Source organism: Nostoc sp. UHCC 0251, assembly GCF_034932245.1.
Lineage (GTDB): Bacteria > Cyanobacteriota > Cyanobacteriia > Cyanobacteriales > Nostocaceae > Nostoc.
The window spans coordinates 1-13,825 of record NZ_JAYGHD010000104.1; the positions used below are offsets into that span (position 1 = coordinate 1).

The following is a 13,825-nucleotide window of genomic DNA, read 5'->3' on the forward strand; positions in this document are numbered from 1 at the left end:
CTTTACCCCAAACCCGATTCCGAGTTAAAAATGCTTAACCGAAAAGTATTGGGTGCGGAAATAAACATACCATTTCAAATGGCGCAAGAAGCTCGGAATACAATTCTTTCGACTTTTGATTTTTAACTTCCGCGGCTCGACTGAGCTTCGCCGAACGTCCTTGCGGTACTAGGTTCTACTTTGAGTAGATGCAGTAGAGGAAAAAGTTAGGGAAATATTAATAATTCTTAGAGAAATAAAATCCGGGCGATGCTAAAGATAGCAGCGCTAAGGATAGCACTTACGGGGATTGTAATTAGCCATGCGGCGGCAATGCCTTGTAGTGTTTTGAACTTAATCGACTTGATATTTTGTACTAGTCCAATACCAACTACGCCGCCGACGAGAGCGTGGGAGGTGGAGGCTGGTAAACCTAGTCGGGAAGCGATGAGAATAGTGGTAGCAGTAGCAAGTTCGGCACAAAATCCACTACTAGGTTGCAAGGCAATAATGTTTTCGCCAATAGTAGCGATGACTTTTTTACCCCAGACAGCTAAACCACCAACAATGCCAACACCACCAAGGATTAAAATCCAAAGGGGGATAGTGATCCCATCTGTAGGTACGCTACCAGTGCGATTGATATAAACGATCGCAGCTAAAGGAGCGATCGCATTTCCAACATCATTAGAGCCATGAGCAAAGGCGACAAAGCAAGCACTTAGTAGTTGGAATCGGGCGAATAATCTTTCTACGGGAGTGGAGAGTGGGGAGTAGGGAGTGGGGAGTAGTTCTTTGTTATCTCCCATCTTCCCTAATTGTCGCCAACTAATAATTGTCAGTCCAACTGCTGCTATTGCACCCGTTAACAGTGGGATGTCGTAAGTAGGGATGTTGAAACCAAGCTCAATTAAAAAATTGGTTAGCGGTTGAGTTAGTGATGGTAATACAATCACGCCGAATATTCCCAGCAGCGCAGTACTCAACCAAGGAATCCATTCTTGTAACTGCGCTACTTGATTGGGTTGGTCTAAAATCCAGTGCTTTATTTGACTGTAGAATAGAGCCGCGATCGCACCACTAATTAATGGCGTTAAAACCCAGCCAATAGTAATCAAGCCAATTGATGACCAATCAATTGCACCTACTCCTAAAGCTACCCAACTAAATCCAGCGATCGCACCAACAACCGCATGAGAAGAGGATACAGGTAAACCGCGTGATGTGGCAATTTGCAACCACACACCACAAGAAATTAGCACTGTTACCATCCCAGTTACTAATACTTGGGGTGTAGCTGCGAATAAAGCGGGATTGGCAATTTTCGTTGCAAGAGTTTCCGTTACCCCATGTCCAAACAATACAGCACCCGTAAACTCTAATATCCCAGCAATTATTATCGCTTGTTTGAGGGTAACAGCTTTGGAACCTACAGACGTTCCCATCGCGTTAGCAACATCATTTGCTCCGAGATTCCAGGCGACGTAGAAGGCTAGTAGGGCAACTGCAACTAGGGTAATAAGCATTTATTTTGAGGCTAGGAAGGAGATGAGGGAGCATGGGGAGATCACAATTCAAAATTCAAAATTGAAGAGATCCCCCTCATATCCTTTTACGGATAAATTAAGATTTTATAAGTATCCGGTGTGGGTGCGATCGCAACTTCGACAGCTGCTGATAAATCTTTTAATGGATAGCGATCGCTAATCAACGCTTGCACATCAATTCGCTGATTAAATACAATATCGGCTGATAGACTCTGAAGCCGGTAAGATGAGCTATAACTTCCTATCAAGTCAATTTCTCGACGGTAGAGGATATTAGGGTTGATGGGGATTTCCACCTCATCGGGGAATTCGGCGAAAAATAATATTTTCCCACCTTTGCGGGTACTATCAAGTGCCTGAAAGAAAGCTTTTTCGCTAGGAACAGCCAGCAGAGTAATATCAACACCCAGTCCACCAGTTAGGGCATGGATTTTTACTGTTAAATCGGGATCGCGAGCATCAAAAGCCGCTTCTGCACCGACACTTAAGGCTTTTTCAATTCTAGAGGGCAATAAATCGGTAGCGATCGCTTTTGCTCCGAAATACTTCACCAACATAATGAACATTAACCCAATTGGTCCAGCACCAGTAACTAAGACAATTTGTCCTGGGGCAATCTGAGCTTTTTTCACAGCTTTCAAGCAGCAGTTAGTCGGTTCTACAAAACTCGCTTCTTCAAAACTGATATTATCTGGGATGGGAATCAGTCCGCCGTTTTGGACAATATGTCCGGGAACTTTGACATAATCGGCAAAACCGCCACCACTAGCGTTAAAGCCTGCGGTTGTGGAGATGTTTTTGTAGACATCACACATTGAAAAATTATCATTTAGGCAGTAGGCGCAACGCATACAGGGGATATGGTGCATTACCGCTACCCGTTGTCCAACTTGCCAACCTTTAACATCATTGCCTAATGCTGCGATCGTGCCGGCAGTTTCATGTCCAAAAATGCGCGGCGGTTCATACAGTGGATAACGAATTTTTTTAATATCTGACTGACACAACCCCACAACCCGCACCTGTACCAGCACTTCATCTGGTTCTAGGGTTGGAACTGGGATATCTTCGTAAGACAGTTGATTGACGCCTCTAAATACCTGTGCTTTCACGTTGGTTTTTCTCGCTCAACGATACTAGATGTAACATTAGCAGTCAACGTTAAGTTATCAGATTTTAGATTTCTGTGTTTTAGCTTGTTCTATTTCTTATTCTAAGCTTTGTTCAAATATTTGGAATGCTTTGATATCCGCCGATGAGAGGTTTCCTTGAATTTTGCCACGTAGGTACATGGGGAACATAACACAAGAGTCTAAGAGAACAAGCTGTTCAGCCATTTTGTTGGTTGAATTACTCCTATTCGTAGAATCCTGCTTCTTGACTCATCTGAGTTAGCTCACTTAAGAGTTGATCGCGTTTCACATCCCGTTGCTGTTTGTAACTCATTAAATCATCAAAACGAACCCGTCGATGTGAACCCACCTTAATGTGAGGAATTTCACCTTGTTCTAATAACTTGATCAGGTATGGGCGTGATACATTAAGAAACTCAGCAGCTTGTTGGGTCGTCAATTCCTGTTGTTGAGGAATTATAGATATAGCCTTACCTGATGCCATTGCGTGGACAACTTGAAGCAGCACTTGATAAATCGGCTCAGGAATGTTAATTTTTTCTCCGTTAGCTCCTACCAATTTCGCCTGAAAATCTTTAACGCTCAGTATGCGCTCCAGTTCTTTGATAGATTGAGCTTCTAGCTGTGGAGATATTACAGAATCTAAAGACATGTTCTGTTTTAACATCATATTAGTCTACTACTGTGTTCCAGGGTTTGTCATTAGCAATGCAATTGACACTGTTAATCTTATTCACCATCTTAATCATACACACTACATAAACGAAATATCCGAAAAAAATAAATTATCTTGTATGATCCCAAGCTATCTGGAGAAAATATGTCAAAACTCCAGTGAGGTTGAGGGATGGTTAATCAAACCTATACAGATGATGTTTTAGTGTCGGTGGAGGAACCGGAGGAACTGCGGCTGCTATCCAAGCGACGCGACGGGAGCCAAAACTATTATGGTGAGATAGTATTACGGCTTTCGTAACGCTGTATTATTTTTGAATATTTTCTCAAGATTTTTTCCAAGACGGTAGCAATGACTATTCGCCATGCGACTGAAACTGACTTGCCTGCAATTGTGGCAATTTATAATGCTGCAATTCCTAGTGGCATGGCAACTGCTGATTTAGAGCCTGTATCTGTGGAAAGTCGCCTTCCTTGGTTTAAGGGGCGATCGCCTTCGCAACGCCCACTTTGGGTAATCGAAGTAAAGGGAGTAATTGCTGGATGGCTGAGTTTTCAATCTTTTTATGGGCGGCCCGCCTATAATGCGACTGCCGAAATTAGTATTTACATAGCCCCTGGCTTTCATCGGTGCGGTTTGGGACGGCAACTATTAGCACAAGCAATTAGCGAAAGTCCTAATTTGGGTTTAAAGACCCTACTCTGCTTTATTTTTGCTCACAATCAACCCAGTTTAAAACTTTTTGAAACATTTGGTTTTCAACCTTGGGGACATTTACCTAAAGTTGCCGAAATTGACAGTGTTGAACGGGACTTAGTAATCATGGGACTCCGAATTACTAAACCTGTTGTTTAATTTGATAACTAAAGAAAGAACTCAGAACCCAGTAGTCAGAATACAAACTTAAAAAGGGACAGAGCAATTAAATTTATTTTCACCAATAAATTCAAAGATGTATTTTCAGACATGTAGTGCCTCGAAATACAACATCCTTGTTTAAATCTGCTAAATTTATTTCTAGAGTATTCTGAATTCTTTTAGCGCAGCGGGGCGTAGCCCATTCTGACTCCTGAATTCTTCTTAACAACGCTGCAACTGCGTTAATAACACAACAATTTCATCAATCGCCTGCCGGATAACTGTTGCAGGTTGTTCTGATTGATTCACGATAATACTAAAAACTAAAGGCTCATATTTAGGCACATTCATATATCCAGATAGAGAGACTACACCCGTTAACGTACCTGTTTTTGCTTGAACGATGCCCTCAGCAGATGTATCTTGAAAGCGGCTTTTCAAGGTTCCACTTTTACCCGCCACTGGTAAAGATGCGCGATATATAAATGCTGTTGGTGTTCTTGCTATTCCTCGCAAAGTTTGTACAAAAGCTTCTGGTGTCACTAAGTTACGACGTGATAAACCCGAACCATCCACTAAAATGTAATTTGTGGGATCAACTCCCAATTGAGTTAAACTCGCTTTGACAACTTCCAAACCTACATCAGCGCTAGTTTGATTTTTCACTCTGAGTTTTTTCATAGCTAATGCTCTCAGCAGTGCTTCAGCATAAAGATTATTACTATCTAGATTCGTTTCTGCTAATAATTCCGCTAAAGGTGGCGACTCAACAAATGCTATTTCATCTTGATTAATACCACCATTTACTACTAATGTTTGCCTCAAAGCAATTTTTTCTGCTGCCAAAGCATTACGGAAGCGCCGTAAAAAGTAATAATTAGGGTCAACTACAGGTAAATCTATTAAAGACGGTTCAGAATTCGTTGTCAGTTGTCCTTGAATTCGTAATACTGTTCCTGATAATTCGCGGGTAACATTGACGTAGCTTGGTTGATTTTGGGCAACGGTTACTGATTGATTAATTGTTCGCCACTGTCTTGCCTCGTTGATATCAGTCCATACAATTTGTAAAGGTTTACCTACAGCCTGCGGTACAAGTTTTAAGCTAAAAATATTTTGATTTAAAATAAAGCTACTGACTGGTGCGCCATAGTCTGACTGCACATCTTCCCATTGCCAGGTGGGGTTAACAATATCACCTTGAATATAACTATCATCAGCTATCAATCGCTGAATTTGAGTAATACCTTTCTGTTTTAACTGCTGTGCCAATGTTTGCAGTTGAGTATCACTTAAGCTGGGATCTCCCCTACCGACAACACGTAAAACACCATTGCCATCCTGATAAATGGAGGTGCGAATCCGAAAATTAGCACCCAATTGCTGTAATGCCGCTGCTGTTGTCAGCAATTTGATGTTAGAAGCGGGAGTAAAATATTTCTGAGCATCCCGACTGTAAAGAGTTGGCCCCGTTGACAGAGGTTGTACCAAAATTCCCCAGCGCACCCGACTAAATAAAGAACGATTAATTACAGCATCTATAGCTGTTCCCAGTTGGGTAGAGCAAATTGATTTTGTACTGGTTGTTGGTGCAACTGGGGTTTGTGCTTTCGCAATAGAACTAAATCCTATCTGGCTAGTCAAAAATATTAACAAAACACCCAGTGGTTGATTGAAAGTCTTAAGTCTCACCGATTTTCCTTATTCCAAAGATAGATATTTTGACCTTGCCAAAAATTTCTTTCCGGAGAGAGAGAAATTGCTCAGTAAAGTTACTTAACTAGTATAGGGAAGATGTTCACATGTTTCATACGTGGGTGATTGCACAAACATAATTTATGGGACTACAAAATAGAAACATAAGTCAACCTGCACATACAGAAATACGAAATCGAGGCAATGGTGTGAGTACATTTTTATCAGGTGTAGCTGTATTACTCTCTACTTTGGCTTTGGGATGTAGCGGCTATGTAGCTTATGAAGTTTTTACGTTGCGGCAAACACTGAATGCTAGTAATACAGTCAGCAACACCATTCCCACCCAAGTGCCAAGTCCTACAGCTACAACTTCTCCACAAGTAACGATCTCACCATCCCTAGCTACTGCTACAACTTCAGCAATTAGCCCTGGTCAATTTGTGCAGCCTGCTTTTGGCAAAAAGGCAGAAGTTGAGTTACTTTCAGCAAAGCGAATTAAAGATCCAGAAACTGGAAACCGTGACGTGGTAAATCTGCAAATGCGTATTCGTCGCCTTGCCACAGACGGAGTTGCTGCTAGCGATATTATATCGGTGCCTATTACAACAGCCCGTAATCCTGAGACTAGCGTAACCTACAAAGGAGTTGCTCTCGATCGCTCAACAGGAAGCGTTTCTTTGTTTCAAGTACGCCCACAAGCCTCCGCAGATGCTTATATCTGGTTAAGAGTTCCCGATGGTGTTAATAACTTGGACGTTTTTGTGCCAGATACAGCCGCATTTAAAAATGTACCAATTTCTAATTAGTGGTCTATCGGACAATACGGTTCAGAAGACGCGATAAATCGCGTCTCTACAATCAGGGTTTTGTTGCTCATTCTGAACTGTATTGCTCTATCGGATTAATTTCGATAATGTGCAAGATTCCCAACTTCATAAAGAAGTCAGGAATCTGAATAACTAAACTCAAACAAAATTATTTTTTACTCTACATTAGCAACCCCAAATTAATGATGGTAGATGGCTGAGGTTGCAATTCAAAAAAGATTACTCCTCTTCCTCTTCTTCTTCTTCCTCTCCGAATACTCCATCAATAAGTTCTTGTGCGCGTTCGTCTGAAATTTTTAAGGCTTCCTGAAGCTCAGAGATATAATCTTGTTCAGCTTCGGGTACTTCCTCATCAATCCCCACAACTAAGATAGCAGTGATGTATGCAGCTTCACGATAACCTCTATTCGGTAAGGATTCGATGGACTGGGCGATTAAATCTTCTGGTTCTTCTTCTTCAATCAAACTGACGACTTTTTCGGTTAATTCTTCAAAGTCTTCTTCAGAATAATCTTCAAATAAGCTAACCTGACCGAGAAATTCACTTAAAGCATATTCTTCTACTGAAGAAATACCTTCACCGTCAGCCGCAGCAGAAAATAGTCCAAGGATGGCGATCGCAACTTCTGGTTCTAGAGCAACTGAACTAACACTACGGCCTTTGGGCAACTTGCGTTTAGACATAATTATCCTCTAAAAGTTACGTGATATTTCAGGAAGTCATATTTTGCGGTCTATAATGCTTCCTCGATTTATGATTCCCAAAATAATGCGGAAATATCATTAGGATGAATATTTATTTTCATGAAAAATACGCAGAGAATATATTTATCTGCGTATAAAAACGGTCAATATAATTCGTAATTAAATTTTGTAATGTGGGTTTAGACCCTGCCACACAACTTACCGCTTGTTAGTTGTGGGGGAATTAAACCCCCAAAATTAGTTAAACCGCTCTGAATTATCAAAAAGCGTTACAGCTTCGTCCCACACTCGGCGCAGAAGTTATGGGTAGGAGCATTTTTTGCATTGCAGTTGCTACAATACACTGGCTCTGCTGCCGCTTTCGGCGGTTGCTTCTGCAAACCGACCATTTGAGCGTTGCTCTTACCAGGGGCTACCATTGGATAGCAGTTTTCGTCTCTGGTGACGTGGACATTCACAATCACCGGGCCTTTGTGCGCCAGCATTTCAGCGATCGCATCTTTTAATTGACTGCGATCGCTAATTACCATACCCTTAATCCCGTATGCTTTTGCCAATAACTCTACGTCTGGCATCCCTACTTCCATGTTGGAGCATGAGTAACGCTCACCATAGAAGGCTTGCTGCCATTGGCGTACCATTCCTTGCCAGCCGTTATTGATAATTAGTGTCTTGACATTTATGTCATACTGTGCAAGTGTCCCCAATTCTTGCAAACACATTTGGAAACTAGCATCACCGCTAATACAGATGACTTCTTCATCAGGAAACGCGACTTTCGCGCCCATTGCCGCAGGTAAGCCAAAACCCATCGTTCCCAAACCAGCGCTAGAAATCCAGCGCCTTGGCCCATTCTTTAGGAATTGTGCTGCCCACATTTGATGCTGTCCAACATCTGTAGTGTAGTAAGCCTGGGGTGCTTGGCGACTGACTTCTACAATTACTTCTTGGGGTGAAATGCTGTCGGGATGCTGCGGCACGATTAGAGGATACTCATCGCGCCAACGGTTAACTAAATTTAACCACTCTTGGTTTTGATTAGGGGTAGCCTTAACGCCTGTTTCTTTGCAGCGACGTAACAAGTCTACTAACACATTCCGCACATCGCCGACGATGGGTACTTCGGGAATGCGGTTTTTGCCGACTTCTGCCGGATCGATGTCGATGTGAATTACTTTAGCGCGGGAGGCGAATTCGTCTAACTTGCCTGTAACGCGATCGTCAAATCTAGCGCCAACGCAAATCAGCAAGTCACAATCACTAACGGCGAAGTTAGCGTAAGCTGTACCGTGCATTCCTAACATTCCCAAAGCTAGGGGATGATGTTCGTCAAATGCACCGATCCCCATTAAGGTTGTGGTGACAGGGATATTGAATAATTCAGCTAGTTGTTTAATTTCTTCATGGGCACCGGCTGCGATCGCACCACCACCGACATACAGTAGAGGACGACGGCTTTCGGTAATCAACTGGATTGCGGCATTAATCTGCCGGGGATTTCCCTTTACTGTGGGACGATAACCGCGCAATTTTACTGAACCTGGTTTTACAGGTACGTAGTCAAATTCTTCTAAAGCTACATCTTTGGGGACATCAATCAAAACTGGGCCTGGACGCCCAGTACTAGCGATGTGGAAGGCTTCAGCGACAATTCGCGCCATATCTTTGGGATCACGCACCACATAGGAGTGCTTGACGATTGGTAGCGTAATTCCGTAAATATCGGTTTCCTGAAACGCATCTGTACCAATCGACGGCCGTGCTACCTGTCCCGTAACCACAATCATTGGGATTGAATCCATGTAGGCGGTAGCGATTCCTGTCACCAAGTTAGTTGCTCCTGGACCAGAAGTGCCAAAGCATACTCCTACTTTCCCAGTTGCACGAGCGTAACCATCAGCGGCGTGGGCTGCGCCTTGTTCGTGCCTCACGAGAATGTGCTTCATAGCACCAGTTGCTTCCACCTTATACAGGTCATCATAAATTGGTAGAATTGCCCCACCAGGATAACCAAAAATATAATCTACGCCGTGACGATGAAGGCTGTCAAGCAGGGCAAAACCGCCAGACGCACGTTTGGGCACGACTGGTGGGTTAGAAGCACGAGACTGTTTGTGATTCTCAGTTTGTGGGAGACTAATTTGGGAAAGCGATGGCACGGTCAAACCTCAGACTATAGCTAAAGTTAATGCTGAATTCTGTAGTTAAGATTTCATTTTAATTGAAAACTTCAATCAAAATCTTATTAATTTTTATATTAAATATAAACCTAGACTATTAGCCTACATTAATTAAATTACGTCTTGCAAGACTTTGCGGGTATTTTGCCAAGCCCAAACACCGACAACGACGACAACAACACTCATTGCGACAAGCACAGTTCGCAAGCCCAAAGCATCAGTTAATGGCCCAGTAATCGCCAGGGGTAAAGCTAAAGCGATGTTAACGGCATGATTTTGAAAGCCAAATACTTTACCATGCATGGTAGATGGTGTTTGTTGTTGAATTAAAGTTTGCATGGGTACACCAATGAAGGCAGCACCTACACCCAAAAATGCACACAATCCCAGCGCTACCAACAAGTTGTGCGTAAAAGTGAACACCCCTAAAACTAGTGCCATCATCAAAAATCCAATGAGAGGTAAGGGCTTATGATGCAATTTATCACCCCAGTGACCTAAAATCGCCGCTCCAAGTACCATACCTACCCCTGCTGCTGCCAAGAAAAAGCCAAACTGTTTTTCTTTTAAACCAAACTCCTCGGCTAATTGAATTGTCAACACCGTTAAGGCTGCAAACACACAATATAAAGTTGTTAATTGCAGCATGGCATTCAATATCAAACGGTTTTTCTTGAGATAGCGTAGGCTCGCTGTGAATTCGGTCCAAGGGTGATTTGATGCCCGATCTTCCCCGTGGGGTTTGTGTTCTTTAAACTTAATCGGTTGCATGATCGCAGCTGATAATATATATAAGCCACCAACGACAATCTCTTGACCGTATTCTGCTCCCATCAAGTTTTTCGACAAACTCAAAATCGGCTCACCGATCGCAAAGCCAACAATTAAAGCTCCCATCATCGTGCTGCTAAACAGCGCATTGGCTGCCAACAAATTCTCTCGCTTTACCAACAAGGGAATCGCTGCTTGTTCAGCTGGTGCAAAAAACTGCGTCACTGTGGAAATGGCAAAAGTCAAGATTAATAGAATCAAGAACTCTCTTGGTAACAAGGGAAGACACAGTGTCATTATTCCTCGCACTACATCTGAGCCAACCATAATCAACTTTTTTGGCAATCGGTCAACAAAAATACCACCGGCAGAGCCAAACAAAATTGCTGGTATTGTAAAGGACAGCATCAAGGTTGAGTACATTGAGTTTTGTGTCAACCCAGGAAGCGGTGAGTAGTTCTCCAGCAGAGCAATCATCAAAACGAAGAAAACTTTATCTGCTAACTGGGACACCAGTTGCCCAATCCACAGGAGCATAAAACCACGGTTTTTTAGCAGTGCGCCAAACCCGTTATTAACAGCAGCCGGTTCAGTTGGAAACATTTAGATACTTTTTTGGGTAGATGGGGCATAGGGCATGGGGCATGGAGCATGGGGTATAGTTTTTCTTGACTGTCACCTGTAACCTTTTCCCTTCATCACTCCTCACTCCTAACTCCTGTTTGCTTTCTCCATTGTCCGGATTAATTTGCTTCATAGTGCTTTAACAGCATAAGCAAAAACTCAGTTGCTGTCAGACGACCTGTGGGTGGAATAATCTCAATGGATGAATCTACCCAGCAACCTTGTACAACTTGGGGCGATCGCCAGATGGACAAATGATCAACTGCTGGCTCTGCATAAAAGTTATTTTGCCCACAACCTAGCAAACACGAACTCCAATGGGTAAAATAATCATGACTCATCCGATGAATAGGGAAATTACCCTGTAGTGGTACTCCCCATCCATCTATAGCAATAAACGCTTTGACACGACCACCCAAGAGTTGCCACAAATGTGCTGCCCCTATTGCCCCGACTACGCCAGCACTAAAGCTAATAAATATAATTGGTGATTTTAGCTGATCGCCCAAGCGATACCTGCGGTGAGCTACGCTAACGCGCAAAAACTGCAAAATGTGAAATGCTGATAAAACCAGAAAATCTTTACCCGGATAAACCAGTATATTTCCGGCATTAGGAGCAATTGAGCCATTATAAATATCTAACCACCCCGATACAAAGGATTGGGTGAAGGCTGGATCATGGATTCCAGGGCAAATAATGATGCTCATCTGTGTGTACGTGGCAGGTTTAAAATTATTAATAACTTAAACCTACAACAAGGGTCTATTAACTATTTACCTTTACTAAAATGTGACGGTAGATGAAGGGAATCTTTTAAGTAAATCGTAGTAGTAAATAAAACCAATGATCGTAAAATTACATAATTTAGTCCAAAACTATTCAGATGCAGGAATGTCGATTGGTGTCATCCCTTAGTGCGATGGCGTACCCACCCGCCAAAAGTGTTCGCGCAGCTGAGTGAGATACAGTAAAAGGCCTTAAAAAAAGGGATTATAGCCCATTCTGCTGTATCTCACTGGATTACACACGACTATAATTTAAGATCTCTGAACGCTTGATCTTGCCAATAAAACACCGATTTGGATACCAATCATTCCTGCGATCGCACTGCCAACCAAATAAATTAGCAGCATTGTGATATCGCCCTTATCCAGGAAGTTTCTTGATTCCAAACCATAGGTTGAAAAAGTAGTATATGCACCGCAAAAACCCGTTGTTGTCATCAGACGAAGTTCAGGCGAGATGATGCGAATATTTTCGGCTGCTAGAGTCAAAATATAAGCAATCATTAAACAGCCAGTCACATTAATAAAAAATGTGCCGTAAAAGCCAAAATCTTTTCCAAAAATAGCTTTTGCAAATTCGGTTCCATAAAAACGACTCAACGCTCCAAAAACTGCCCCGATCGCTATAGCAAGAGGATAACGTCCTTTCAAAAAATTCATTATTTTCTACCTAAAAACGTGTGTGCTTTTTCGTAAATATCTTCTTTAAACTTGCTCTCAGGTGTATCCCAACATTTTTATTACTTGAGCAAATTACTTTACGAAAAGCTTGGCGATCGCTACTCCTAAAACCACCGCTCCCAAACCGAGAATTGCACTCCCTGCCCAATAAAAGACCATCGCAGTCTTTTGTTTGCTACGCCACAGGGTTAGAGTATCAAAGCCATAGGTTGAAAATGTGGTGTAAGAACCTAAAAATCCAGTCCTAATTAGTAAATCTAATTCTGATGGATAGCCTGTAATTCCTTTAGAAATCGTGAAAAAGAAACCCATCGCTAAACATCCAGTCAGATTAATGGCAAATGTTCCATAGGGAAATTTTGTTCCCAATTTAGCTTTTGTCCATTCTGTGATGTAAAACCGAGACAGCGCTCCAGGAACTGCACCCATCGCAATTGAGAGAACATTAGTTAAATCTGCCACTATTGTTGTAACTCTCCGCGATTAATTGTTGAATTATTTTGCATATCAATGTATTTTAAAATTCTCAGTAATAATTAAAATATGTCTTTTGATGTATTATCTTGATTTTCCCACCTATCCTATCCCCCTGGATGGGATAATAAGTTACAAGTAGGGAAAATGTGTAAACTATTCCCTAACTTTATATTTCTCTGCACTCTGGTTATATTGAGGAACTAATTGTGGTTGCCACGCCGGAAAAAGTACAACACACCCACGAGCATCTATCAGGTAAAGACCGTGTAGCCGTACTGCTTATGGGCTACGGCGAAGTCGAAAGCTACGAAGATTTCGCCAACTATAACGAACAGGCTTTAAATCTACTGACAGCAAAATTTGCACCAGTGCCAACCTGGATTTATCCCCCCCTGGCAAAGCTTTTGGCGCTATTTGACCGCCATGAGTGGGGACACACACACCACGATTTTATTTCCCCACACAACGCCATCTTTGAACAGCAGCGGGCTGGGATTGAGAAGAATTTACAAGAAAAATGGGGCGATAAGGTTCAAGTTTTCAAAGCTTTCAACTTCTGCGCTCCTTTTCTACCCAATCAAGTCTTAGCAGAAATCAAAACCCAAGGCTTCGACAAGCTGCTGATTTACCCACTACTAGTTGTTGATTCTATCTTTACTAGCGGTATTGCGATCGAGCAAGTTAATAATGCTCTCGTTGAGTTGGCTGATGGTGAAGAACACTGGGTTAAAGCACAGCGCTACATTCCTTCTTTCTTCAACGAACCAGCCTACATCGATTTAATGGCTCATCTGGTTGAGGAGAAAATTGCTGAGTTAGCAGCAGCTTAGGGACTTGCAAGAAAATAAAGTACCAGCTAAACAGGGACAATAGTAATATCC

At 42.3% G+C, this 13,825-nt stretch carries 14 protein-coding genes and 1 pseudogene; 4 read left to right on the top strand and 11 right to left on the bottom strand.

The genetic code is table 11. The annotated features are described in order from the left end of the window. Positions 1 to 227 precede the first annotated feature (227 nt). From VB740_RS13460 to VB740_RS13475, 4 genes are all read right to left on the bottom strand, one after another. Complete coding sequence (locus VB740_RS13460) at positions 228 to 1,505, bottom strand: anion permease (protein WP_323200498.1); 1,278 nt, start codon at positions 1,503 to 1,505, stop codon at positions 228 to 230. An 86-nt stretch (positions 1,506 to 1,591) separates the two neighbouring features. Beyond that, positions 1,592 to 2,638 (bottom strand): zinc-dependent dehydrogenase, encoded by a 1,047-nt coding sequence (locus VB740_RS13465; protein WP_323200499.1) that lies wholly within the window; start codon positions 2,636 to 2,638, stop codon positions 1,592 to 1,594. Positions 2,639 to 2,734: 96 nt separating this feature from the next. Next, positions 2,735 to 2,863, bottom strand: a complete 129-nt coding sequence (locus tag VB740_RS13470; protein WP_323200500.1) for a hypothetical protein — start codon at positions 2,861 to 2,863, stop codon at positions 2,735 to 2,737. 19 nt (positions 2,864 to 2,882) lie between these two features. After that, entirely contained in the window at positions 2,883 to 3,329 is a 447-nt protein-coding gene (locus VB740_RS13475; protein ID WP_416289787.1) for a helix-turn-helix domain-containing protein, read from the bottom strand. A gap of 177 nt (positions 3,330 to 3,506) precedes the next feature. Between VB740_RS13475 and VB740_RS13480 the strand changes: the two genes are divergently transcribed. Further along, positions 3,507 to 3,635: a hypothetical protein gene (locus VB740_RS13480; RefSeq protein ID WP_323200501.1), complete on the top strand. Its 129-nt coding sequence runs from the start codon at positions 3,507 to 3,509 to the stop codon at positions 3,633 to 3,635. Positions 3,636 to 3,686: 51 nt separating this feature from the next. Beyond that, positions 3,687 to 4,190 (top strand): GNAT family N-acetyltransferase, encoded by a 504-nt coding sequence (locus VB740_RS13485; protein ID WP_323200502.1) that lies wholly within the window; start codon positions 3,687 to 3,689, stop codon positions 4,188 to 4,190. A 225-nt stretch (positions 4,191 to 4,415) separates the two neighbouring features. Here VB740_RS13485 and dacB read toward each other — a convergent pair whose 3' ends face one another. After that, positions 4,416 to 5,858 (bottom strand): D-alanyl-D-alanine carboxypeptidase/D-alanyl-D-alanine-endopeptidase, encoded by a 1,443-nt coding sequence (gene dacB, locus VB740_RS13490; RefSeq protein WP_416289791.1) that lies wholly within the window; start codon positions 5,856 to 5,858, stop codon positions 4,416 to 4,418. Between the two features lie 239 nt (positions 5,859 to 6,097). Between dacB and VB740_RS13495 the strand changes: the two genes are divergently transcribed. After that, positions 6,098 to 6,697: a hypothetical protein gene (locus VB740_RS13495; RefSeq protein WP_323200511.1), complete on the top strand. Its 600-nt coding sequence runs from the start codon at positions 6,098 to 6,100 to the stop codon at positions 6,695 to 6,697. A 240-nt stretch (positions 6,698 to 6,937) separates the two neighbouring features. Here the strand turns inward: VB740_RS13495 and VB740_RS13500 are convergent, their stop codons facing one another. From VB740_RS13500 to crcB (VB740_RS13525), 6 genes are all read right to left on the bottom strand, one after another. Then, on the bottom strand, positions 6,938 to 7,402 hold the full coding sequence (locus VB740_RS13500; protein WP_323200504.1) for a tellurite resistance TerB family protein: 465 nt from the start codon (positions 7,400 to 7,402) through the stop codon (positions 6,938 to 6,940). Positions 7,403 to 7,692: 290 nt separating this feature from the next. Beyond that, complete coding sequence (ilvB, locus tag VB740_RS13505) at positions 7,693 to 9,582, bottom strand: biosynthetic-type acetolactate synthase large subunit (protein WP_323200505.1); 1,890 nt, start codon at positions 9,580 to 9,582, stop codon at positions 7,693 to 7,695. 132 nt (positions 9,583 to 9,714) lie between these two features. Next, positions 9,715 to 10,977, bottom strand: coding sequence for an MFS transporter (locus VB740_RS13510; protein WP_323200506.1), 1,263 nt, complete (start codon positions 10,975 to 10,977; stop codon positions 9,715 to 9,717). 140 nt (positions 10,978 to 11,117) lie between these two features. Then, positions 11,118 to 11,708: a hypothetical protein gene (locus tag VB740_RS13515; RefSeq protein ID WP_323200507.1), complete on the bottom strand. Its 591-nt coding sequence runs from the start codon at positions 11,706 to 11,708 to the stop codon at positions 11,118 to 11,120. A gap of 330 nt (positions 11,709 to 12,038) precedes the next feature. After that, positions 12,039 to 12,446, bottom strand: a complete 408-nt coding sequence (crcB, locus tag VB740_RS13520; RefSeq protein WP_323200508.1) for a fluoride efflux transporter CrcB — start codon at positions 12,444 to 12,446, stop codon at positions 12,039 to 12,041. A gap of 93 nt (positions 12,447 to 12,539) precedes the next feature. Continuing rightward, on the bottom strand, positions 12,540 to 12,929 hold the full coding sequence (gene crcB, locus VB740_RS13525) for a fluoride efflux transporter CrcB (RefSeq protein ID WP_323200509.1): 390 nt from the start codon (positions 12,927 to 12,929) through the stop codon (positions 12,540 to 12,542). A 221-nt stretch (positions 12,930 to 13,150) separates the two neighbouring features. Here crcB (VB740_RS13525) and VB740_RS13530 point away from each other — a divergent pair. After that, positions 13,151 to 13,771: pseudogene (locus VB740_RS13530) on the top strand (ferrochelatase); the annotation flags it as partial. Positions 13,772 to 13,825 lie beyond the last annotated feature (54 nt).

Excerpts from the sequence above, each read along its gene's own strand:
- VB740_RS13460 (WP_323200498.1), bottom strand. The coding sequence starts at position 1,505 with ATGCTTATTACCCTAGTTGCAGTTGCCCTACTAGCCTTCTACGTCGCC.
- VB740_RS13470 (WP_323200500.1), bottom strand. The coding sequence starts at position 2,863 with ATGGCTGAACAGCTTGTTCTCTTAGACTCTTGTGTTATGTTCCCCATG.
- VB740_RS13475 (WP_416289787.1), bottom strand. The coding sequence starts at position 3,329 with ATGATGTTAAAACAGAACATGTCTTTAGATTCTGTAATATCTCCACAG.
- VB740_RS13480 (WP_323200501.1), top strand. The coding sequence starts at position 3,507 with ATGGTTAATCAAACCTATACAGATGATGTTTTAGTGTCGGTGGAGGAA.
- VB740_RS13485 (WP_323200502.1), top strand. The coding sequence starts at position 3,687 with ATGACTATTCGCCATGCGACTGAAACTGACTTGCCTGCAATTGTGGCA.
- VB740_RS13500 (WP_323200504.1), bottom strand. The coding sequence starts at position 7,402 with ATGTCTAAACGCAAGTTGCCCAAAGGCCGTAGTGTTAGTTCAGTTGCT.
- VB740_RS13510 (WP_323200506.1), bottom strand. The coding sequence starts at position 10,977 with ATGTTTCCAACTGAACCGGCTGCTGTTAATAACGGGTTTGGCGCACTG.
- VB740_RS13515 (WP_323200507.1), bottom strand. The coding sequence starts at position 11,708 with ATGAGCATCATTATTTGCCCTGGAATCCATGATCCAGCCTTCACCCAA.
- crcB (WP_323200508.1), bottom strand. The coding sequence starts at position 12,446 with ATGAATTTTTTGAAAGGACGTTATCCTCTTGCTATAGCGATCGGGGCA.